Consider the following 21,720-nt stretch of genomic DNA (forward strand, 5'->3'; position numbering starts at 1 on the left):
CCGTCTCTCTCACCCGCCGGCCGGCGCCGGGTACCGCACGAGTCCGAGTTCGGCGTCGTCGGCGAGCAGCCGCTGGCGCGGCAACACACGCGCGGTGTAACCGAGCACACCGGAACGGTGCGGGGTGATCGTCGTGGTGAAGGCCACCCGACCCGAGGCGTCGGGACCACCGGCCGGGCTCATCGGCGACACGGTCGGCTCGACGATGTCGCCGGCGTCGTCGACCCGACCGAGAACCGCTTCGACCGTCACCTCGTCGGCAGCCATCCCGCCGAGACCGACCTGGGCGGTCAGCTGTAGTTGCCGGGCACCCGGGTCGCCGGACTCGTCGAGCCCCGCGATCATCACCGACGGCCACGCCGCCTCGACGCGCCTGCGATAGGCGGCGAGGTCGTGGGCGGCCGCGTAGTCGTCGGCGACCGCGGCCGTGAATGACTGGGCCGCAGGCGCATACAGCTCGGTGGTGTAGTCACGAACCATCCGGGACGCGAGCACCTTCGGACCGAGAACCGAGAGCGTGTGCCGGACCATCTCGACCCATCGCTCGGGCAGGCCGCTGGTCTCACGCGCGTAGAACAACGGGATGACCGAGTTCTCCAGTAGCGAATACAGTGCCTCGGCCTCGAGGTCGTCGCGCCGGTTCTCGTCGGTGACGCCCTCGGCCGACGGGATGGCCCAGCCGTTCTCGCCGTCGGCCATCTCGTCCCACCATCCGTCGAGGATCGACAGATTCAGGCCGCCGTTGAGCGCCGACTTCATCCCCGAGGTACCGCAGGCCTCCATCGGCCGCACCGGGTTGTTGAGCCAGACGTCGCAGCCGGCGTAGATGTGCCGCGCCATCGAGATGTCGTAATCGGGCAGGAACACGATGCGATCGCGGATCGCCGGGTCCTCGGTGAAACGCACCACCTGCTGGATGAGCGCCTTGCCGCCGTCGTCGGCCGGGTGCGCCTTGCCCGCGATGACCAGTTGCACCGGACGCTGCGGGTCGGTGAGGATGCGCTTGAGACGGTCGGGATCGCGCAGCATGAGCGTGAGCCGCTTGTAGGTCGCGGCGCGGCGCGCGAAGCCGATGGTCAGCACCTCGGGGTCGAAAAGATCAGCGGTCCAGGATAATTCGACCTCACTGAATCCGCGGTCCCGGCCGCTGGCGTGTGCGCGTCGGCGGACCTCGTCGACCAGCCCGCCGCGCAGCGTCTGCCGGGTCTTCCACAGATCGGCCGCCGACAATTCGGCGTACCGGGATGCCGCCGAGTCCTCGTCGGCGCCGACGAGTTCGCGCCAGGGGCGCGCGACCCACGTGAAGCCGTGCACGCCATTGGTGATCGCCCCGATCGGCACCTCGTCGGCGTCGAAGCCCGGCCAGAGCCCGGCGAACATCTCTCGGCTGACCTCGCCGTGCAGCTGCGACACCCCGTTCGACCGCTGGCCGAGCCGAAAACCCATGTGCGCCATGTTGAACACGCCGGGATCACCCTCGTTGCCGAGTTCGAGGACCGTCGCCGCGGACAGGCCGGGCAGCAACCGGGACCCACCACCGGGGTCGGCGTCGAGGTAGAACGAGACCAGGTCCTTGCCGAAACGGTCGATGCCTGCGGGGACCGGGGTGTGGGTGGTGAAGATGTTGGACGCGCGCACCACCGACTCCGCGGAGCCGACGTCGAGGCCCGACTCGACGAGTTCGCGCACGCGTTCGGCGCCGAGGAAGCCCGCATGTCCCTCGTTCATGTGGAACACCGTGGGCTCGGGGCGGCCGGTGGCCGCGATGAAGGCGCGCAGGGCGCGCACCCCGCCGATGCCGAGCAGGATCTCCTGTTTGATCCGATGATCCTGGTCGCCACCGTATAGCCGGTCGGTCACCGAACGCAGTTCGTCGTCGTTGGCCGGGATGTCGGTGTCGAGCAGCAGCAACGGGATCCGGCCCACGGTCGCGACCCAGACCTGGGCGTGCAGGGTGCGTCCGCCGGGCATCGACACGGTCACGTCGACCGGATGCTCGCCGTCGGTCAGCAGGTCCAGCGGCAGCAGCCCCGGATCGTTGACGGGGTATCGCTCGATCTGCCACCCGTCGTGCGAGAGGCTCTGCCGGAAGTAGCCCGAGCGGTAGAACAGGCCGACCCCGATGAGCGGCAGGCCCAGATCCGAGGCCGCCTTGAGATGGTCGCCGGCCAGGATGCCCAGGCCGCCGGAGTAGATCGGCAGCACCTCGGAGATGCCGAATTCCATCGAGAAGTAGGCGATACCCGGGGGCATCGGCACCCCGTCGCGTTCCTGACGGCCGAACCACTGCGGTTCGGCCCGATAGGTGTCGAGCTCTGCGCGCAGTGCTTCGAGCCGACCGCGGAAGCCGTCGTCGTCGGCGAGCTCGGCCAGTCGCGCCGGATCGACCTCGGCGAGCAGGCGTAGTGGATCGGCGAAGGACTGCCACAGATCGGGGTCGATCGTGGCGAACAGATCCTGGGTGTCGCTGTGCCACACCCAGCGCAGATTGCGGGCCAGGACGTCGAGGTCGGCGAGCGGGGCCGGGAGCGGTACGCGGACGGTGAACCGGCGGAAGGCTTTCACGGCGTAGACGCTACCGACGTCGGCGACCGGACGCACCGCAAGCGGGGCGGGCGTTCATCAGCTCGTCCCGATCCCGACACACGGTGCATGCGTGCCGACCAACGATGCCCAGGTGGGTGGGATCGGTGGCGTCGGCCTCCGACCTCTACGCTCGGATGCATGCAGCGAATCATCGGCACCGAGGTCGAGTACGGTATCTCGGCTCCGGGGGACCCGACCGCGAATCCGATCATGACCTCCACCCAGGCGGTGCTGGCCTACGCCGCGGCCGCGGGGGTGCCCCGCGCCAAGCGCACGCGCTGGGATTACGAGGTGGAGTCGCCGCTGCGTGACGCGCGCGGATTCGACCTCGGCCGCGGCTCGGGTCCGGCACCGATCATCGACGCCGACGAGATCGGGGCGGCGAACATGATCCTCACCAACGGCGCGCGCCTCTACGTCGATCACGCCCATCCCGAGTACTCCGCGCCCGAGGTCACCGACCCGATGGATGCGGTGATCTGGGACAAGGCGGGGGAGCGGGTCATGGAGGCCGCCGCACGCCACGTCGCGAGTGTGCCCGGCGCCCCGCGTCTGCAGCTCTACAAGAACAACATCGACGGCAAGGGTGCCTCGTACGGCACCCACGAGAACTATCTGATGAACCGGGAGACCCCGTTCACCGCGGTCATCGGCGGTCTCACGACGTTCTTCGCCTCGCGTCAGGTGATCACCGGCTCCGGCCGCGTCGGCATCGGACAGTCCGGCGACGAGGCGGGATACCAGCTCTCGCAGCGCTCCGACTACATCGAGGTCGAGGTGGGGCTGGAGACCACCCTCAAACGCGGGATCATCAACACCCGTGACGAGCCGCACGCCGACCCGGAACGCTATCGGCGTCTGCACGTCATCATCGGCGACGCGAATCTCGCCGAGACCGCCACCTACCTCAAGGTCGGCACCACCTCGCTGGTGCTCGATCTCATCGAGGCCGGGGTCGATTTCTCCGACCTCGAACTCGCGCGCCCCGTGCAGGCGGTGCACACGATCAGTCACGATCCGAGCCTGGCCGCGACCGTCGCGTTGACCGACGGGCGCGAACTCACCGGCCTGGCGCTGCAGCGTGAGTATCTCGACCGGTGCGTCGGGTTCCACGAGCGGGAACACTCCGACGACGAGCGGGCCATGCACGTCCTGGCCACGTGGGCCGATGTCCTCGACCGTCTCGAACGGGATCCGCTCGAGTGCGCCGACATCCTCGACTGGCCGGCGAAGCTGCGGATCCTGGAGGGCTTCCGGCAGCGCGAGGGCCTCGGCTGGTCGGCGCCTCGCCTGCAGTTGATCGATCTGCAGTACTCCGACGTGCGCCTGGAGAAGGGTCTTTACAACCGGCTCGTCGCGCGCGGATCGATGAAACGTCTGGTCGACGAGGCTCAGGTGACGCGGGCGATCACCGAACCGCCGACCAACACCCGCGCCTACTTCCGTGGTGAGTGCCTGCGACGCTTCGGCGCCGACGTCGCCGCGGCGAGCTGGGATTCGGTGATCTTCGATCTCGGCGGCGACTCGTTGGTGCGTATCCCGACGCTGGAGCCGTTGCGCGGCAGCCGAGCCCACGTGGGCAAGCTCCTCGACTCCGTCGACTCCGCAGCCGACCTCGTTGAGCAGCTGACGACCTGACGAGTGGTCGGATTTTCGTGTGTTAGGTCCGCCGCAATCCCGGCGCCGCCGGTAGTGTGGGTCTACACCGTTGTTCGGTGTGCAGGCGGGACACCCGGCCACCGGGCAGAGTGTCCGACACGGTGTTCTGCGCCGCGCCGCGATGCAGGAGGAAGCGACCAGCGAGCGAAGCGAGCGTTGTCGCTGACGACGAAGAGCGGTGCTCGAGGCGCAGAACACACGCGGCGGCGGAGACGCCGCAGAGCTAAGGAGTGCAGATGGCGCAGGAACAGACCAAGCGCGGCGGCGGCGGGGACGACGACGATCTCGGCTCGGACGGCGGTGCGGGTCAGGAACGTCGCGAGAAGCTGACCGAGGACACCGATGATCTGCTCGACGAGATCGATGACGTGCTCGAGGAGAACGCCGAGGACTTCGTGCGTGCCTATGTCCAGAAGGGCGGCCAGTGAGCGACGGGTTCGATTCACTGTTCCCCAATCCCGTACGGCGACCGGCTCTTTCCCTTGGCGCGGACATCTCTTCGTTCAGTGACTACCTCCGGGTGCACGCTCCGGAGCAGTTGCCGGGGGCGCGAGCACAGCACATGAGTGCCGCCACCGACACCTCCGAGATCCCGCACGGCACCACCATCGTGGCGGTCAGCTATCCGGGCGGGGTGGTGCTCGCCGGCGACCGGCGAGCGACCATGGGCAATCTCATCGCCACGCGGGATGTGCAGAAGGTCTACATCACCGACGAGTATTCGGCGGCCGGTATCGCCGGTACCGCGGGTATCGCGATCGAGATGATCCGGTTGTTCACCGTGGAGCTCGAGCACTACGAGAAGATCGAGGGTGTGCCGCTGACGCTGGACGGCAAGGTGAGCCGGCTGGCCTCGATGGTGCGCGGCAATCTCGGTGCGGCGCTTCAGGGTCTGGCCGCGATCCCGCTGCTGGTCGGTTACGACATCGATCACGACGACCCGACCGAGCGCGGTCGGATCTTCTCCTTCGACGTCGCGGGCGACCGTCACGAGGAGTTCGGCGGATATACCGCCATCGGTTCCGGATCGGTGTTCGCCAAATCGTCGCTGAAGAAGCTCTACCGCCGTGATCTCGACGCCGACGGCGCGCTGGCGGTGGCCGTGGAGGCCCTCTACGACGCTGCCGACGACGACACCGCCACCGGTGGTCCCGACCTGGTTCGCAAGATCTTCCCGCTGGCGGTCGTGGTGGGTGCGCAGGGTGCCCACGAGGTTGACTCGGAGGCCATCGAGGCGGCCGCGCGTGCGATCATCGACCGCCGCGCCGCCGAGCACGAAGGAGATCCGCGGTGACCTTTCCTTATTACGCAAGTGCCGAGCAGATCATGCGCGACCGCTCGGAGTTGGCGCGCAAGGGTATTGCCCGCGGCCGCAGTGTGGTCATCCTGACCTACGCCGACGGTGTGCTGTTCGTCGCGGAGAACCCGTCGAACACGCTGCGCAAGACCAGTGAGATCTACGATCGCATCGGATTTGCCGCCGTCGGTAAGTACAACGAGTTCGAGAGTCTGCGCAAGGCCGGGATCCAGCTCGCGGACATGCGTGGTTACAGCTACGACCGCAACGATGTGTCGGCGCTGAGCCTGGCCAACACCTATGCCAACGCACTCGGATCGGTGTTCACCGAACAGGCCAAGCCCTACGAGGTCGAACTCTGCGTCGCCGAGGTGGCCCGACCCGGTAAGCCGAAGCCCTCGCAGCTGTACCGGATCGGCTACGACGGCTCGATCTCCGACGAGACGCGGTTCCTGGTGATGGGCGGTGCCACCGAATCCATCGCGGCCGCCCTCAAGGACAGCTATGCGGCGGATCTCGATCTCGCGCATGCACTCTCGGTGGCTGTCGCCGCGCTGGCGACCCCCACCGACACGGGTAACGGTGCCGCGGCCACGCCCCGGGAACTCACGCCGGGTGATCTCGAGGTCGCGATCCTCGACCGCAATCGGCCCCGGCGGGCGTTCAAGCGGCTCACCGCCGCACGCGTCGCGGAGTTGCTCGCGAGTGTCGACGGAGCCGGCACCGATGGCGTCGGCACTGATGGCGTCGGCACCTCGGATGAGCCGGGTGAGTCCACCGCGGGTTCCACCGATCCTGCGCCGCAGTGAGCACTTTCTTCCCGGCTGCGGATGGGGATTTCGCGTCGCGCGTCCGGCAGGTCGCCGGGGCGGCGCGCGGGTAGGGTTGATCACGTGCAGCGTCGAATCATGGGCATCGAGACGGAATTCGGTGTCACGTGCACCTTCCACGGTCATCGTCGGCTCAGTCCGGACGAGGTGGCCCGCTATCTGTTCCGGCGGGTTGTCTCGTGGGGCCGGTCGTCGAATGTGTTCCTGCAGAACGGCGCGCGGCTCTACCTCGACGTCGGGTCGCATCCGGAGTACGCGACCGCCGAATGCGACGGTCTGGTCCAGCTGATCAACCACGACCGGGCGGGTGAACTCGTCCTCGAGGATCTGCTGATCGACGCCGAGCAGCGCCTGGCCGACGAGGGCATCGGTGGTGACATCTACCTGTTCAAGAACAACACCGATTCGGCCGGCAACTCCTACGGATGCCACGAGAACTATCTGGTGGTGCGGGCGGGCGAGTTCTCCCGCATCTCCGATGTGCTGTTGCCGTTCCTGGTGACCCGGCAGCTGATCTGCGGCGCGGGGAAGGTGCTGGCCACCCCGAAGGCGGCGACCTTCTGCCTGTCGCAGCGCGCCGAGCACATCTGGGAGGGTGTGTCGTCGGCGACCACGCGCTCCCGCCCGATCATCAACACCCGCGACGAGCCGCACGCCGACGCCGAGAAGTACCGGCGGCTGCACGTCATCGTCGGCGATTCCAACATGGCGGAGATGACGACGCTGCTCAAGGTCGGCTCGGCGGCATTGGTGCTGGAGATGATCGAGGCCGGCGTGGTGTTCCGGGATTTCGCCCTGGACAACCCGATTCGTGCCATCCGCGAGGTCAGCCATGACCCCACGGGGCGTCGCCCGGTCCGGCTCGCCGGTGGTCGGCAGGCCAGCGCCCTGGACATCCAGCGCGAGTATCACGCGCGGGCCGTCGAACACCTGGTGAACCGGCGCCCGGATCCGGAGATGGACATGGTCGTCGATCTGTGGGGCCGGATGCTCGACGCGGTGGAGAGCGGCGACTTCTCCGGGGTGGACACCGAGATCGACTGGGTGATCAAGCGCAAGCTGTTCGAGCGCTACCAGGACCGGTACTCGATGGATCTGTCCGACCCGAAGATCGCGCAACTCGACCTGGCCTTCCACGACATCAAACGCGGTCGCGGTGTCTTCGACGTCCTGTCCCGCAAGGGTCTGGTCCGCCGGATCACCACCGACGAGGCGATCAAGACCGCGGTGAACGAACCGCCGCAGACCACCCGGGCCAAACTGCGTGGCGACTTCATCTCCGCGGCGCAGAAGGCGGGTCGCGATTTCACCGTCGACTGGGTCCACCTCAAACTGAACGATCAGGCGCAACGAACGGTGCTGTGCAAGGACCCGTTCCGGTCGGTCGACGAGCGCGTCGATCGCCTGATCGCGTCCATGTGAGTCGTAGGCTCGACGGGTGGCAACCAAGGTCTCGAAGGTCGAGCGGCTCCTCAATCTGGTGATCTGCCTGCTGGCGACCAAGCAGTTCGTCACCGCCGAGTACATCCGACGCAATGTGGTCGGCTACCACGACGACGGACAGTCGGCCGAGGCATTCAACCGGATGTTCGAACGCGACAAGACCGAGTTGCGGGAGTTGGGCATTCCGCTGGTGACCGGGCCCTCGGCGATGGGGCAGGGGCTCGACGGGTATCGCATCAATCGTGACAGTTACGAGTTGCCCGACATCTCCTTCGACCGGGACGAGGCCGCGGCGATCGCGATGGCGGCCACGCTGTGGGACACCCCGGAGATCTCGGCCATCTCGCAGACCGCGGTCCTCAAGTTGCGGGCCGCAGGGTTCGACGTCCGCGCCGACGACGAGATCGGCGTCTCCGCGGGTGATTCGGCGAGGTCGATGGGCAGTGAGGCGACCCTCGGTGCGTTGTTGCCGGCGATCGAGGCGCAACGCGCGGTGACTTTCACCTACCGGGCCGGATCGGGATCGGTGGGGATGCCGCGGACCCTCGAACCGTGGGGTGTGGTCACCCATCGGGGCCGCTGGTATGTCGTCGGCCACGATCGGGACCGCGCCGACACCCGCACCTTCCGGCTGAGCCGGCTCACCGACGTGACGGCTGTCGGCGAGCCGGGCTCGGTGACCGTCCCCGACGGCACCGATCTGCAGGCGATTGTGGCCTCGGCGGTCGAATCCGCAGCCGGAGCCGACGGCCGTACGGCGCGGGTATGGGTGGCGCATGGGCGCGCCGCGGGCCTACGGCGACATGCGACCGGCCAGACCGCGCAGGACCACGACGGCGAACCCGGCGACATCCTCGACATCGAGATCGGCTCGCTGACCGGTCTCGCGCGGATGGTGCTCGGCGCGGGCGCCGACGCAGTGGTGCTCTCGCCACCGGAACTGAGGCAGATCGTCATCGATGCTCTGGACACCCTGACGCAGGTGAGCGCCTGATGGCCCAGGCTGCACCGTCCCGATTGAGCCGCCTGCTTGCGCTCGTCCCGTATTTCCTTGCCCACGACGGTATCTCGATCGATCAGGCGGCGGCCGATCTCGGGGTGACCGAGCGCCAGCTGACCAAGGACCTCGAGCAACTGTTCGTCTGCGGCCTGCCGGGCTACTACCCGGACGATCTCATCGAGGTCGAGTTCAGTGAGGGACACGTACACGTCGGATTCACCGCGGGGATGGACCGGCCGTTGCGGCTCACCCCGACCGAGGCCAGCATCCTGCTGGTGGCATTGCGTGCGCTCGTCGACACCCCGGGTGTTCTCGACCGCGAAGCGGCCGGGCGGGCCATCGCCAAGATCGAGCAGGCGGTCGGCGCCCCGGCACCCGGTGCCGCGGGCGGTTCCGGACTCGCACCTCTCACCTCGGCCTCGGGCGACGACCTCACCGAGTCACCCCGTTATCGCATCGTTCGGGAGGCGGTGCGGTCGAGCCGTGCCCTGGCGTTGAACTACTACTCGGCGAGCCGCGACGTGGTGACCCGGCGGATCATCGACCCGATCTCGCTGCAGGCCGTCGACGGTCACACCTATCTGCAGGCGTGGTGCCGCGAGAGCGAGGGCGTCCGGCTGTTCCGCTTCGACCGGATCGACGAGGCGGTGATGCTCGACGAACCGGCCGCACCGCCCGATCAGGCACGCCACACCGTGCAGTCGCCGATTCTCACCGAGAACCCGGACCTTCCGTCGGTGGACATCGAGATCGACTCCTCGGAGTTGTGGATTCTCGACTACTACACCGTCGAACCACTCGAACCGATCGAGAATCGGCCCGATCCGTCCGCGCCGGTCCGGGCTCGCCTGGTCTACGGCTCGGCGGACTGGTTGACCCGCTTCCTCCTCGGATTCGGTGGGCGTGTGCGCGTCGTCGACGACGCCGACATGGCGACGGCGATCGGCGTCGAGGCCGCGCGCGCCCGGGCTCGCTATACGACCGGCCCGGCGGGGGCGTGATCACGAGTCGTCGCACTTGCGGTGACGGGCGGCCCGGGGTGCGGGGTACGATGGCGCTCGGGCCGAGAAATGACGGGGAAAGGTAGTTCAATGGGTGCAATGTCATGGTGGCACTGGGTCATCGTGCTGGTGGTTCTGGTGCTGTTGTTCGGATCGAAGAAGCTGCCCGACGCCGCACGCGGACTTGGCCAGTCACTGCGGATCTTCAAGAGCGAAGTGCAGGAGATGCAGAAGGACGGGGAGACCCGACCGACCGCAGCCGAACCCGCCCCGCCGCGTGAACTGCCGACCTCCTCGGAGACGCCGACGCACAACGCGGCCGCTCCGAACGCGCCGGCCGACAACACGAAGAAGTCCGCCTAGGCGCGTACGGCGTGCGGATCCCACTCGACCCGCGTAAGCGACAACGCAAGCTCAACCCCGACGGCACCATGCCGTTGGTCGAGCATCTGCAGGAGCTTCGGTACCGACTCCTCGTGGCGATGGCGGCCATCGTCGTCACCACGATCGTCGGCTTCATCTGGTACTCGCACGGCATCCCCGGCATCTCATCCCTCGGCGATCTGCTGCGCGAACCCTACTGTTCGCTGCCGCCGTCGACCCGGGCGACGCTGACCGCCGACGGTAGCTGTCGGCTCCTCGCGACCGGCCCCTTCGACCAGTTCATGTTGCGTCTGAAGGTCGCGCTGACCGCCGGCATGGTGCTGGCCTGCCCCGTCTGGCTGTATCAGATCTGGCAGTTCGTGACCCCCGGCCTGCACGCCAACGAACGCAAGTACGCGATGAGTTTCGTCTCCGCGGCGGCGGTGTTGTTCGTCGGTGGCGCCGTGATGGCGTACCTGGTGGTGGCCAAGGCTTTTCACTTCCTGTTGACCGTCGGTAACGACGTGCAGGTGACCGCTCTGGCCGGTGACCAGTACTTCGGCTTCATGATCCACCTGCTGATCATCTTCGGCGTGAGCTTCGAACTCCCGCTGCTCATCGTCGCGCTCAACCTCGTCGGGGTCGTCAGCTATCAGAAGCTCAAGGCGTGGCGTCGCGGGCTCATCTTCACCATGTTCGTCTTCGCGGCGATCGTCACCCCCGGCCAGGACCCGTTCACGATGCTGTCGTTGTCCCTGGCGTTGACGGTGCTGCTCGAGGTCGCCATCCAGATCGCCCGCGTCAACGATCGCCGCAAGACCCGCCGCACCCAGGAGTGGGACGCCTTGTCCGACGACCAGGCCAGCATGATCCCCGCGCCGTCCGCGCCGCCGGTGGCCTCGCGGCTGGAGCCGGCCGTCGGCGTGAGCACCGGGAGCCGCCCCACCGAGCAGGGCACGCCGCGTGCCCGGGTGCGCGACGCATCCACCTTCGACGACATCCTCTGACCCACCGACCTCTCACCGGCCACGTCTCACCGGGCCACGACGGAGCTGCACAGAGAGCACCGATGGCCTCGAAGGTGACATGCTGGTGTCGATGACTTCCTCGGACCGGCTCGACGCCCCCTCCGCCACCGCGGGTTCGGCGTTCGACACCTTCGTCGCCCGCCTGGACTTCCGTCTCGACGATTTCCAGATCCGCGCCTGCCACGCTCTGGAGAGCGGCCACGGCGTCCTCGTCTGTGCCCCCACCGGTGCGGGCAAGACCATCGTCGGTGAGTTCGCCGTGCACCTGGCGCTCGCGTCGGGCAGCAAGTGTTTCTACACCACGCCGATCAAGGCATTGAGCAACCAGAAGTACGCCGACCTGGTCGCGGTGCACGGTGCCGCGTCGGTCGGGCTGCTCACCGGCGACACCTCGATCAACTCCGACGCGCCGGTGGTGGTGATGACCACCGAGGTCGTGCGCAACATGATCTACGCGAATTCGCCGGCGCTGAACGGCTTGTCGCATGTGGTGATGGACGAGGTGCACTTCCTCGCCGACCGGTTCCGCGGCGCGGTGTGGGAAGAGGTCATCCTGCATCTCGAGCCCTCGGTACGGGTGGTCAGCCTGTCGGCGACGGTGAGCAACGCCGAGGAGTTCGGCGAGTGGATCCAAACGGTCCGAGGCGACACCACGGTCATCGTCGACGATCACCGGCCGGTGCCGCTGACCCAACACATGCTGGTCGGCAGCCGCCTGTTCGATCTGTTCGACTCCCGCGGTGCGGCAGGTGATCATCGGCCGAAGGTCAATCCCGAGTTGAAGCGTTTCATCCGCCACCGGATGCTCCTCGACGACGACGATGACCAGCGCGGGCGCCGCGGGCGTGGCCGTCCCCGACGCAAGCCGGGTCCGCCCCGGCCGCAGGTCGTCGCACGTTTGGAGAAGGAAGGTCTGCTGCCCGCGATCGGGTTCATCTTCTCCCGTGCCGGTTGTGACGGCGCGCTGGCGCAGTGTCTGCGGTCGGGTCTGAACCTGCTCACCCCCGATCAGGTCGCGGCGGTGGACGACGTGGTGGATCGGCATCTGACCGAACTCTCACCCGCCGATGCCGATGTCCTCGGTGTCGACGAGTGGCGGGCGGGTCTGCGACGTGGGTTCGCCGCCCATCACGCCGGTCTGTTGCCGACCTTCCGGCACACGGTCGAGGAGCTGTTCGTCCGCGGACTGGTCCGTATGGTGTTCGCCACCGAGACCCTGGCGCTGGGCATCAACATGCCCGCCCGGTCGGTGGTGCTCGAGCGGCTCGTCAAGTTCAACGGTGAGGCGCACGTGGACCTCAGCCCCGGGGAATTCACCCAGCTGACCGGCCGCGCCGGTCGACGCGGGATCGACGTCGAGGGACACGCGGTGATCGTGTGGTCACCGGAACTGATCCCGGAGCAGGTCGCCGGGCTGGCCGGTGCGCGCACCTTCCCGCTGCGGAGTTCCTTTGCGCCGGAATACAACATGGCGGTGAATCTGATCGGGCGACTCGGCCTCGCCGGGTCGCGCGACCTGCTCAACCGCTCCTTCGCACAGTTCCAGGCAGACCGTTCGGTGGTCGGTCAGGCGCGCAAGGTCGACGAGATGAGCCGCCAGTTGCGGCGCCTCGACGTCGAGCTCGCCGGTGCTGCGCAGCGCCGGGGGATCGATCCGGGACCGATCGGCGTCGACGTGGACACGGCCGGCCCCGCAGACGCTGCAGATGTCGCGCACGACTCCGAGGAACCCTACGCAGGCTTCCTCGGATACATCACCCTGCGTGAGGACATCCGTCGCCGCGAACGGGATCTGCGGTTCCGGCGTCGCATCGAGGGTCGGGACGCGATCGCCGACGAACTCGCCTCGCTCAAACGGGGTGCGGTCATCGGTGTGCCGACGGGGCGCCATCGCGGGATCGCGGTGGTGTTGGAGTCCGCCGGGGCGCCGGTCGACCCGAAACCCCTGGTGCTCACCGAGGACGCCTGGTGTGGTCGCGTCGGGGTCGCCGATTTCGTCAATCCGCCGGAGGTCCTCGGCGGAATGCGCTTGCCGCGCAACGCCGATCGTCGTACCGGGCGAGGTCGCCGCGACCTCGCGTCGGCGCTGCGCTCCACCGGTATCGAGATGCCCCGGGGGCGCGGGAGCAAGAAGCGTGCCGAGGCCGCCGACGACGCCGAATTGAAGCGGCTCCGGCACGCGCTGAAGGCGCATCCCGCCCACGGCATCGAGGCCTCCGACGATCTGTTCCGGCTGGCCGAACGACGCAATCGGCTGTTGCGCGACATCGTCGACGCGCAGGCGCGGATCGGTGCGCGCACCTCGACGCTGGGTGTCACCTTCGACCACATCGTCGGGGTGCTCAGTGAACTCGGCTATGTGGAGTACGTCGACGAGACCGTGCGTGTCACGCCGACCGGCGAGGTGCTCAGCCGGATCTACAGCGAGAGCGACCTGGTGGTCACCGAGTGCATCCGGGCGGGGATCTGGGACAAGCTCTCACCGCCGGACCTGGCGGCCGTCGTCGCCGCGATGGTCTTCGAGTCGCGCCGCGAGAGTTATTCCGGCGCCGACGCGATGAGCGGCAATCCGGCACTGCGCACGGCGATCGCCGACACCGTCGGGATCTGGCGATCGGTGACCGCCGTCGAGTCACGCCACCACGTCTCGCCGACCCGTGAACCCGACACCGGCTTCTCCGTTGCGGTCTCGCTGTGGGTGTCGGGCCGGTCGCTGACCGAGGCGCTCGCCGCGGCCGGTGAACGCGGACATCTGCTCTCGCCCGGAGATTTCGTCCGATGGAATCGACAGGTCGTCGACCTGCTCGAACAGATCCGACTGTGCGTGGGTGAGGACTCGCCGCTGGCGCGCCCCGCGCGCGTTGCGGTGGGGGCCATCCGCCGCGGCGTGGTCGCTGCCGAACTGGGCTGACCGTCGATATTCGGTCGTCCGATCGACACCATTCGTCGCCGTCGGGCGCATTGAGTGATCGAGGGCGGTCGCTGGGGTAACGTTTCTTGCTGATCGGGCCGGTGGGCGACCTCCCGCGCTGATGCCGGCGGACAGGCCGGGTGCACCTCGGGGGGAGTTCGCCGACCATGGAGTCGGGCGAATCGGCGACACGCGCACGCCAAGCGGCGCAGCGAAGGCGGGAGACCACAGATGACCAATCCGGAAGACCCCAGTAACAAGGTTCCGGGCACACCGGCGGCGGGTGACGCGGGTCCGGGCAACCCTGCCACACCCGACTCCGGCGCGAACCCGACCGGACCCGCATCCGACGGCAAGACCGAGGTCGTGCAGATTCCGGGTCACGTGCAGCAACCGCCGCAGGCGCCGCCGACCACGGCCACCCCGGCCGGTTATCCGGCCCAGCCCGGCCCTCCCCAGCAACCCGGATACCCTGCACCGGGTTACGGAACCCCTTCGGCACCATCGGGATTCGGGGCGGCGAGCGGTCAGCAGTACAACCCGACCCAGATGGCGCCCACCAGCCAGCCGCAGCAGTATGGGGGGCAGCCCGCACAGTTCGGCCAGGCACAGCCCTATGGTCAGCCCCAGCAATTCGGTCAGGCCCAGCCGTACGGCCAGCAGCCCGGCCAGTCGAGTGCGCCGTACGGCGCTGCGGGCCAGCAGCCGGGTGCGCCGTATGGCCAGCAGCCGGGGACCACGCCCTACGGGGCACAGAGTCAGCCGGGTACCGCGGGTTTCGGTCAGTTCGGCCAGCCGCAACCGGGACAGCCCGGTCAGCCGGGCCCCTACGGGGCGTATGGAGCACCCGGCGACCAGTTCGCCGGCATGGCCGCGCCCGCGCAGAAGAAGGGGCTCTGGAAGGGGTTGATAGCGGTCGGCGCAGTCCTGATCGTCGCGGCGATCGCAATCGTGGTCACCGGCTGGCTGTGGTGGTGGCCGCGGGAACTGGATCAGACCGCCGCGCAGAACGGTGTCAAACAGGTACTCACCGAGCAGTATCAGGCGAGCGACGTCTCCGATGTGAGCTGTCCCTCCGGCCAGAAGGTCAAGAAGGGCAACTCCTTCACATGCACCGCGACCGTCGGCGGCCAGAAACAGAACGTCAAGGTCACCTTCCTCGACGACGACGGCAAGTACCAGGTGGCGCGACCGACCAGCTGAGCCGACCGGGGCCACACCACGACATGCGGCCGGACGCGATCAGCGCGGCACGTCGAGATCCCACCCCAGAGCCTTGGACAAGCGGCCGACCGACGACCCGATCCCCAGTTCGGCCGCGAGTTCGGCCAGACGCTCCGGATCCGCCGGTGCCGCGGGTAGGCGGTCGTCGTCGGTGCTCTCCACGGTCTCCGCGTCGGTGCGGACGAAGACCACCGTGCGTGCAGCGCTCAGATAGTCGGCGGAAGCGATGAGCGCCTTGCGGTTTCGCGGCGTCAATGCCGACGACGGATCGGCGGCCGCGGTCTCGAGCTCGTCGAGTCCGCCGTACTCGTTGATGAGCTTGGCCGCGGTCTTCTCGCCGATCCCGCTCACCCCGGGCAGACCATCGGACGGATCTCCTCGCAGGATCGACATCTCCGCATACGCCGCACCGGCACGCTCGCTGGGCACGCCGTATTTCTCGCCGACCTCCACCGGACCCATCATCTCCGCCTTCGCCAGCCCGCGTCCCACATAGAGAACACGCACCCGGACCGGATCGTCGGCGACGACCTGCAGCAGATCCCGGTCGCCGCTCACCACGATCACGTCGTCGGTGGACTCGGCGAACGCCAGCGTGCCGATCACGTCGTCGGCCTCGCAGCCTGCTGCACCGGAGGTGGCGATTCCGGCCGCGGCGAGTACGTCGAGGATCATGTCGACCTGCGGGGTGAGGGTGTCCGGAACCTCCTCGATATCAACGGTTGTGGAGCCACTACCGTGGGCGTCGCCGCCCGGCTGGGCGACCCGGTGCGCCTTGTACGAGGGGATGAGGTCGGTCCGAAACGACGGTCGCCAGTCGAGATCGAGGCAGACCACCAGTCGCGTCGGTTCTTCGCGCGTCACCAGGGTGGCGATGGTGTCGAGAAAACCGCGGACGGCGTTGACGGGCCGGCCGTCGGGCGCGGTCATCTTCTCCGGCAGCGCGAAGAAGGAGCGGAACCACAAGCTGGCGCCGTCGAGCAGCATCAGGGTGCCGTGGGTGGATCGTCCGGTGTCGGTCACGCCCACAACTCTGTCATCCGCGCGGCACTCCCACGCCGGTGGCGTCGAATCCGTCGCAGCGCCGCGGTCCGCGTAGGCTGCCCGCATGGGAAGCGCTTCGCGATTCGACTTCGATGTGTACCGCACGAGGGTGACCCGCGCGGCCGAACTGGCCGCCGGCGCCGGACTCGACGCCCTGATCGTCTCGCCCGGCCCGGACCTGCGGTACCTGATCGGTTCGCGCGCTGAGACCTTCGAGCGGTTGACGGCGCTGGTGATCGGCGCCGACGGCACCGCACGCCTGGTCGTCGCACGTCTGGAGCTGGCCTCGGTGCGTGAGTCGGCCGCCGACGATCTCGGTATCGAGATCGTCGACTGGGTCGACGGTCAGGACGCCCACGCGCTGGCCCTGGCCGGATTGCCCGACCACCCACGGCTCGCCGTGTCCGACGCGATGCCCGCCCTGCACCTCGTGCCGATCGCGCAGCGGGTCGCCGCCACCCCCGCCTTGGCCACCGACGTGTTGCGTGAACTGCGAATGATCAAGGACGACGCGGAGATAGAAGCATTGCGCCGGGCCGGCGCGGCCATCGATCGGGTGCATGCGCGCATGGGTGAATGGCTGCGGCCGGGACGCACCGAGAAGGACGTCGCCGACGACATCGCCGCGGCGATCGTCGACGAGGGCCACACCGGGGCGGAGTTCGTCATCGTCGGCTCCGGACCACATGGCGCCGACCCGCACCACGAATACTCCGACCGGGTGATCGAGCCCGACGATGTCGTCGTCATCGACATCGGCGGCCCCGTCGAGCCCGGGTACAACTCCGATTCCACCCGCACCTACTGCTTCACACCCCCGCCGGTCGAGATCGCCGACGCCTACGCCGCCCTGCAGGAGGCCCAGGCGCGTGCGGTGGATTCGGTGCGTCCGGGCGTCACCGCCGAGTCGATCGACGCCGCCGCCCGCGAGCTGCTGCGTGAGCGTGGGCTGGCCGAGAACTTCATCCACCGCACCGGGCACGGTATCGGCCTGTCGGTCCACGAGGAGCCCTACATCGTGGGCGGAAACGATCTGCTACTGCGCCCGGGTATGGCCTTCAGTGTCGAACCGGGAGTGTATTTCGCCGGCCGATGGGGTGCGCGGATCGAGGACATCGTCGTGGTCACCGACGACGGTCACGAAGCACTCAACGTGCGGCCGCACGACCTCGTGGTGCTCTGAGCTCCCGGGGCGGGCGTTTCACCGCTGCGGCTCGGTGCCGAGCAGGGTGCGCGAGCCCATCACGCGTTCGACGCTGACCTCGATGACCACCCGCCGCGGATTCGGCCGGGGTTCGCGGTAGCGCAGGGCGTATCGCTGTTCGGCATCGGTGACCTGCTCGGGTTCGCGACGGATGCTGGCCGGCCCTTCCAGGGTCAGCCAGCGCGGCCCGTCGACGTGGGTGAGCGCCGCGTATCCGCCGCGTTCGACGTTGCGTACCTTCTGGTTGCCGTCGCTGGTGATCACCCGGGCCAGCCCCGCTGCCTCGTCGTAGGTGAATCCCACGGCCGCGACGTGCGGTGTGCCGTCGGCGCGCAGGGTCGCGATGGTCGCGAGGTGGCGCTCGGCGAGAAAGGACAGGGCGTCGGAGCCGAGATCGGCGCGCGTGCGTGGCATGGTTTCACGGTAGCGACCGTGCGTGGGTCATCGCGCCGGATGCCCGGCACCTCGCGGGCGCCCGCGCGATGCGATACTGCATCCCGTGGCAGACGAGGGTGTGGAGCCCGATCGCGGGACCGTGGTCGTCTTCGGCGGGCGCAGCGAGATCGGTGTGGCGTTGGCCGAGCGGCTGTGTGCCGGCCGGATCGTCGTGCTCGCCGCCCGCCGCCCCGACGATCTCGAACCCCAACGGCAGACCCTGCTCGCGGCGGGAGCGACCGACGTCGTCGCCGTGGCCTTCGACGCCGACGACACCGCGACCCACCCCGCGTTGATCGACACCCTCACCCGCGAGCACGGCCCGATCGGGATCGCGATCGTGGCGTTCGGCATCCTCGGCGATCAGGCGCGCGCCGAAACCGATGTGGCCCACGCCCTGCAGATCGCGCACACCGACTATCTCGCCCAGATCAGTGTGCTGACCCCGCTCGCGACGGCCATGCGCGCCGAGCGCAGCGGGACCATCATCGTCTTCTCCTCGGTCGCCGGGATTCGGGTGCGCCGCGCCAACTATGTGTACGGCTCCACCAAGGCCGGCCTCGACGGCTTCGCCAGCGGTCTTGCGGATGCCTTGCACGGCAGTGGTGTTCGGCTGTTGTTGGCCCGGCCGGGCTTCGTCATCGGCAACATGACGGCGGAGTTGATGGCGCAGGGCACCCGACCCGCACCGCTGTCGGTGACGGCCGACGAGGTCGCCGACGCGGTGGCACGTGCCTACCGCAAGCGACGATCCGAGGTTTGGATACCGGCCCTCCTGCGTCCGCTGTTCGTCGGAATGCGACTGCTGCCGAGAGCGATCTGGCGGCGACTGCCCCGATGAGTGATTCCGTTCCCGCTCAGGACGACTCGACCTTCGTCGTCGTCGGCATCGGTGCCGACGGCTGGGACGGTCTGTCGCCGATCGCGCGGTCCGAACTCACCTCGGCACAGATGATCTTCGGTTCGGCCCGACAACTGGCCCTGCTGCCCGATCTCGGCGTCACGACCGTTGCCTGGCGTTCGCCGATGTCGGAGCATCTCCATGCCGTCCTCACCGGGTCGTCCGCCGAGCTCACGCGGTACGGCGGTCCCGGCGGTACCCGCATCCATCTCCTGGCCAGCGGGGATCCGATGTTCCACGGACTCGGCGCCACCATCGTGGCTGCGGTCGGGGCACACCGCGTGCAGGTGATCCCGACGGTCTCGAGTGCCTCGCTGGCGTGCGCCCGCCTCGGGTGGGATCTCGCGGACGTCGCGGTCGTCAGTGCGGTCACAGCCGACCCGGAGATCGTGCTCACCGAGATCACCGACGCCCGGCGCGTGCTGATACTCGCACGCGACGCCACCACCCCCGTCCGCATCGCCGACCTTCTCGTGGCCCACGGCTTCGGCGCTTCGCCGTTCACCGTGTTGGAGCAGCTGGCCGGGCCTCGCGAGCGGGTGACCAGCGCACGTGCCGACAGCTGGGATCCGGCCACCGTCGTCGACCCACTGAACATCATCGCCGTCGACTGCATCGGCCCACGGTGTTCGACACTGCCGGGTCGCGACGAGAGCGCATTCGAGCACGACGGACAGATCACCAAGTCCGTCATCCGCGCCCTCACCGTGTGCGCGTTGGCACCGTCCTACCGACAAACGTTGTGGGACATCGGTTCCGGCTCCGGCAGCGTGGCGATCGAATGGTTGCGCGCGCAACCAGGCGGTGTGGTGATCGCCTTCGAACGCGACACGGCACGGGCAGAACGACTCCGTACCAACACCCACCGGCACGGTGTGTCGGGACGGGTGACGATTGGTGGTGCCGTACCGGATGCGTTGGTACACGCCCCCATTCCCGATGCGGTATTCATCGGCGGCGGCCTCTCACCGGTGGTGCTCGACACCGCGTGGGCGGCGCTGCGGCCGGGCGGGCGGCTCGTCGCCAACGCGGTGACGATCGAGACACAGGCGATCCTCGCCGACTGGCATCGGATGCGCAGCGACGCCACCGAATCGACCCTACGTCGGGTCGCGGTGGAGACCGCGGCACCACTCGGCGGGTACCTCACCTGGCGCCCGGCACTGCCGATCGTCAGCTGGGCGGGCACCAAGGCGACCGACGGGACGGTGACGTCGTGACCCTGTTCCTGATCGGCGCAGGGCCGGGCGCCGCCGACCTCATCACCGTGCGCGGCGCCCGAATCCTCGGTCGTTGCCGAACCGCCCTGGTGGCCGGATCGCTGGTGCCCGCGGAAATCCTCGCGATGTGTCCGGACGACGCCACGATCATCGACACCGCACGAATGCCGCTGGAGCAGATCATTTCCCACATCGTCGATGCGCATCGCGCCGGCCACGATGTGGCCCGATTGCACTCGGGGGATCTCTCGATCTACTCGGCCGTGGCCGAACAGGTCGCGCGGGTCCGCGCCGAGGGTATCGATGTCGAATGGGTGCCCGGCGTTCCGGCCTTCGCCGCCGCGGCGTCGGCGCTGCAGAACGAGTTGACCGTTCCCGGGATCGGCCAGAGCCTGCTGGTCACCCGCGTGTCGACGCTGTCGACCGACATGCCGCCCGGCGAAGATCTCACCGACCTCGCCGCGGCGGGCGTGACACTCGCGCTGCATCTCGCCGCCCATCGCGCGCCGCAGATCGTGGAGACGCTGAGCCCCGTCTACGGCAGCGATTGCCCTACTGCCACAGTTGCTTTCGCTTCTCGATCAGATCAGGTGATCATTCGCAGTCGGCTCTCCGACCTCGCCACCGCACTGGCCGACGCGGGGATCACCCGCACCGCGGTGATCTTCGTCGGACGTGTTCTCGATGCCGCCGATCATCCCGACCGGCTCGAGAGTTACCTGTACTCCCACGCTCGGATCACCAAGTTGCGCAACGACTCCCATGGGTATCGGGGACAACCCGATGACCGGTAGCCGACCGCCGGGCCGCGACTGCGTGCTGATTCTCGGCGGCACGGCCGAGGCCCGGGACCTCGCGGCAGACCTGCACCACGACGGTATCGAGATCGTGAGTTCGCTCGCCGGGCGGGTCGCCCGACCCCGCCTGCCCGTCGGCGCGGTCCGCATCGGTGGTTTCGGCGGCGTCGACGGGTTGTCGAGGTGGTTGCAGGACAACCACGTTCGCGCCGTGGTCGACGCGACCCACCCGTTCGCCGCCACGATCACCGCGCACGCCGTCACGGCGTGTGCCGTGACCGACACACCGTTGCTGCGACTTCGACGTGAACCGTGGGTCGCACGCGCGGGTGACCATTGGACGCAGGTGCCCGACATCGGCGCCGCCGCCGTGGCGGTCAGCGGTCACGACGGTCGCATCCTGCTCACCACCGGTCGCCAGGACGCCGACGCCTTCGCCGGGGTCACCGGCGCATGGTTCCTGATCCGGGTGGTCGACCCGCCGACCGGCCGGCTCCCGGCCCATCACGCAATCCTGCGGTCCCGCGGTCCGTATCACCTCGACGCCGAACGGAAACTGCTGCAGGAGAATCGGATCGACACGCTGGTGACCAAGAACAGCGGGGGAGCGTTGACCCGCCCGAAACTCGACGCCGCCGCCGAACTGGGGGTCCGGGTGATCATGGTCGAAAGACCAGCCGAACCGCTGGGTGTCACCGCCGTCGGCGACGTTGTCTCCGCGGCCGCATGGGTCCGGACGCTCACCGACGGATGACATCGGCCGGTTCGCCACCGGGT

Annotated in this window: 19 protein-coding genes; 16 read left to right on the plus strand and 3 right to left on the minus strand. The window is 68.5% G+C overall.

The annotated features are described in order from the left end of the window. Window positions 1-9: 9 nt before the first annotated feature. A complete protein-coding gene (gene glgP, locus P3L18_RS09345) occupies window positions 10-2,565 on the minus strand; it encodes an alpha-glucan family phosphorylase (protein WP_276113943.1) in 2,556 nt (851 codons plus the stop codon). Window positions 2,566-2,724: 159 nt separating this feature from the next. Between glgP and dop the strand changes: the two genes are divergently transcribed. The 11 genes from dop to P3L18_RS09400 all read left to right on the plus strand — a co-directional run bounded on the left by dop (window position 2,725) and on the right by P3L18_RS09400 (window position 15,321). Next, window positions 2,725-4,224, plus strand: coding sequence for a depupylase/deamidase Dop (dop, locus tag P3L18_RS09350; RefSeq protein WP_006370158.1), 1,500 nt, complete (start codon window positions 2,725-2,727; stop codon window positions 4,222-4,224). Window positions 4,225-4,481: 257 nt separating this feature from the next. After that, window positions 4,482-4,673, plus strand: coding sequence for a ubiquitin-like protein Pup (locus P3L18_RS09355; protein ID WP_006370159.1), 192 nt, complete (start codon window positions 4,482-4,484; stop codon window positions 4,671-4,673). Next, entirely contained in the window at window positions 4,670-5,539 is an 870-nt protein-coding gene (gene prcB / locus P3L18_RS09360) for a proteasome subunit beta (protein ID WP_006370160.1), read from the plus strand. The genes P3L18_RS09355 and prcB overlap by 4 nt, the downstream gene beginning before the upstream one ends. After that, entirely contained in the window at window positions 5,536-6,351 is an 816-nt protein-coding gene (gene prcA, locus P3L18_RS09365) for a proteasome subunit alpha (protein WP_006370161.1), read from the plus strand. The genes prcB and prcA overlap by 4 nt, the downstream gene beginning before the upstream one ends. An 84-nt stretch (window positions 6,352-6,435) precedes the next feature. Next, window positions 6,436-7,794 carry a Pup--protein ligase gene (gene pafA, locus P3L18_RS09370; RefSeq protein ID WP_014360026.1) on the plus strand — a complete coding sequence of 453 codons (1,359 nt, stop codon included), beginning with the start codon at window positions 6,436-6,438 and terminating at the stop codon, window positions 7,792-7,794. 16 nt (window positions 7,795-7,810) lie between these two features. Further along, window positions 7,811-8,809 (plus strand): WYL domain-containing protein, encoded by a 999-nt coding sequence (locus P3L18_RS09375; RefSeq protein WP_006370166.1) that lies wholly within the window; start codon window positions 7,811-7,813, stop codon window positions 8,807-8,809. Then, entirely contained in the window at window positions 8,809-9,816 is a 1,008-nt protein-coding gene (locus P3L18_RS09380) for a WYL domain-containing protein (RefSeq protein WP_079929712.1), read from the plus strand. Before P3L18_RS09375 ends, P3L18_RS09380 begins: the two co-directional genes overlap by 1 nt. Before the next feature lie 90 nt (window positions 9,817-9,906). After that, complete coding sequence (gene tatA / locus P3L18_RS09385; RefSeq protein ID WP_014360029.1) at window positions 9,907-10,179, plus strand: Sec-independent protein translocase subunit TatA; 273 nt, start codon at window positions 9,907-9,909, stop codon at window positions 10,177-10,179. Between the two features lie 11 nt (window positions 10,180-10,190). Then, window positions 10,191-11,186, plus strand: a complete 996-nt coding sequence (gene tatC, locus P3L18_RS09390) for a twin-arginine translocase subunit TatC (RefSeq protein WP_276113944.1) — start codon at window positions 10,191-10,193, stop codon at window positions 11,184-11,186. Window positions 11,187-11,277: 91 nt separating this feature from the next. Beyond that, a complete protein-coding gene (locus P3L18_RS09395) occupies window positions 11,278-14,118 on the plus strand; it encodes a DEAD/DEAH box helicase (RefSeq protein ID WP_276113945.1) in 2,841 nt (946 codons plus the stop codon). 231 nt (window positions 14,119-14,349) lie between these two features. Continuing rightward, window positions 14,350-15,321, plus strand: a complete 972-nt coding sequence (locus P3L18_RS09400; RefSeq protein ID WP_276113946.1) for a DUF4333 domain-containing protein — start codon at window positions 14,350-14,352, stop codon at window positions 15,319-15,321. A 39-nt stretch (window positions 15,322-15,360) separates the two neighbouring features. Here the strand turns inward: P3L18_RS09400 and P3L18_RS09405 are convergent, their stop codons facing one another. Then, window positions 15,361-16,329 carry a 5'-3' exonuclease gene (locus P3L18_RS09405; protein WP_079929720.1) on the minus strand — a complete coding sequence of 323 codons (969 nt, stop codon included), beginning with the start codon at window positions 16,327-16,329 and terminating at the stop codon, window positions 15,361-15,363. A 121-nt stretch (window positions 16,330-16,450) separates the two neighbouring features. On the opposite strand from P3L18_RS09405, the gene P3L18_RS09410 reads away from it, so the two are divergent. Continuing rightward, window positions 16,451-17,569, plus strand: a complete 1,119-nt coding sequence (locus P3L18_RS09410; protein WP_276113947.1) for a Xaa-Pro peptidase family protein — start codon at window positions 16,451-16,453, stop codon at window positions 17,567-17,569. An 18-nt stretch (window positions 17,570-17,587) separates the two neighbouring features. Here the strand turns inward: P3L18_RS09410 and P3L18_RS09415 are convergent, their stop codons facing one another. Beyond that, the gene (locus tag P3L18_RS09415; protein WP_006370174.1) at window positions 17,588-18,004 is read right to left on the minus strand and encodes a PPOX class F420-dependent oxidoreductase; all 417 of its coding nucleotides are present in this window, start codon (window positions 18,002-18,004) and stop codon (window positions 17,588-17,590) included. A gap of 76 nt (window positions 18,005-18,080) precedes the next feature. Here P3L18_RS09415 and P3L18_RS09420 point away from each other — a divergent pair, with 76 nt between their 5' ends. The 4 genes from P3L18_RS09420 to P3L18_RS09435 are packed head-to-tail and all read left to right on the plus strand — an operon-like array spanning window position 18,081 to window position 21,697. After that, window positions 18,081-18,866, plus strand: coding sequence for an SDR family NAD(P)-dependent oxidoreductase (locus P3L18_RS09420; RefSeq protein ID WP_170320203.1), 786 nt, complete (start codon window positions 18,081-18,083; stop codon window positions 18,864-18,866). Beyond that, window positions 18,863-20,146 carry a precorrin-6y C5,15-methyltransferase (decarboxylating) subunit CbiE gene (gene cbiE, locus P3L18_RS09425; protein WP_265077969.1) on the plus strand — a complete coding sequence of 428 codons (1,284 nt, stop codon included), beginning with the start codon at window positions 18,863-18,865 and terminating at the stop codon, window positions 20,144-20,146. Before P3L18_RS09420 ends, cbiE begins: the two co-directional genes overlap by 4 nt. After that, window positions 20,143-20,940, plus strand: coding sequence for a cobalt-precorrin-4/precorrin-4 C(11)-methyltransferase (locus tag P3L18_RS09430; protein WP_276113948.1), 798 nt, complete (start codon window positions 20,143-20,145; stop codon window positions 20,938-20,940). Before cbiE ends, P3L18_RS09430 begins: the two co-directional genes overlap by 4 nt. Next, window positions 20,909-21,697: a cobalt-precorrin-6A reductase gene (locus P3L18_RS09435; protein WP_006370179.1), complete on the plus strand. Its 789-nt coding sequence runs from the start codon at window positions 20,909-20,911 to the stop codon at window positions 21,695-21,697. The genes P3L18_RS09430 and P3L18_RS09435 overlap by 32 nt, the downstream gene beginning before the upstream one ends. The last annotated feature ends 23 nt before the right edge of the window (window positions 21,698-21,720 follow it).

The sequence above is a fragment of the Gordonia sp. N1V genome (assembly GCF_029269935.1).
Taxonomy (GTDB): Bacteria; Actinomycetota; Actinomycetes; order Mycobacteriales; family Mycobacteriaceae; genus Gordonia; species Gordonia polyisoprenivorans.